At 62.1% G+C, this 883-nt stretch carries 1 protein-coding gene; it reads left to right on the top strand.

The window, feature by feature from the left end; all coding sequences use genetic code 11:
- Positions 1 to 230: 230 nt before the first annotated feature.
- A partial coding sequence (locus EB835_RS20185; RefSeq protein ID WP_135811199.1) for an IS110 family transposase occupies positions 231 to 883 on the top strand: 653 nt, incomplete at its 3' end.

Genomic DNA, 883 nt, shown 5'->3' with positions numbered 1-883 from the left:
GCGCTGACCCACACAGTGGTGTCGTGACCTCGATTTGTCCGATCACATGGATGGTGCGGCCGGCACCAGCTCGGCCCACCTCGGTAACTTGATCAGAAGGCTGTCCACCCCCTGAAACCAAGGGAGTGTGACTCATCACAGTGTTGTTCCGAAGTGACCTTCAACCCGGACCGGTACCGGCCGCAAGCGGCCGTACAACCTATCGGTCAAACAGGGAGCTTCGAACCGCTATGTCCATTGTCGCGCACTTATACAGTTTCTTCATCGGCGTCGATACACACGCCAGAAACCACGTCTACACGATCATCACCAGCACCGGTGCCCTCATCGACGCCGGCACCTTCCCGACCACTGCTGCTGGCATCAAACGAGCAATGAGCTGGGTCGGTCGACGTACCGACGGTGACCTCGACACACTCTGGGTTGTTGAGGGTGCCGCCTCATACGGGGCGGTGCTCACCGGGCACATCGCTGCGGCCGGGTACCCGGTCGTCGAGGCTGCCCGCATGGATGCCAAAGCCCGCCACGGGGTGGGCAAGAGCGATGAGCTCGATTCCCGCCGCATCGCTGAATCCGTACTGCGGTTAGAAGCCGACCAGCTGCGGTGGCCGCGCCAGAGCGACGGGGTACGGCAGGCGTTACGTGTCCTGCTGGCTGCTCGGAACTCGATGAGCACCGAACGTACCCGCGAGATCAATGCTCTGACCGCGTTGGTGCGCACCAACGACCTGGGACTCGACGCCCGCAAGTCATTAACGGCCGATCAGTTCGCTGAGATCTCGAAATGGCGGGCCAGGAAGGAAGATATCGGGCTGGCCACTGCCAGAGCTGAGGCGGTGCGTCGGGCCAAACGCGTTCTCGACCTCGATGAGGAGTTGGCAGG

This window comes from Brevibacterium sp. S22 (assembly GCF_004745485.1).
GTDB lineage: Bacteria > Actinomycetota > Actinomycetes > Actinomycetales > Brevibacteriaceae > Brevibacterium.
The sequence above is the reverse complement of the archived record's forward strand: the minus strand, read 5'-3'. Positions and strand labels throughout refer to the sequence as shown.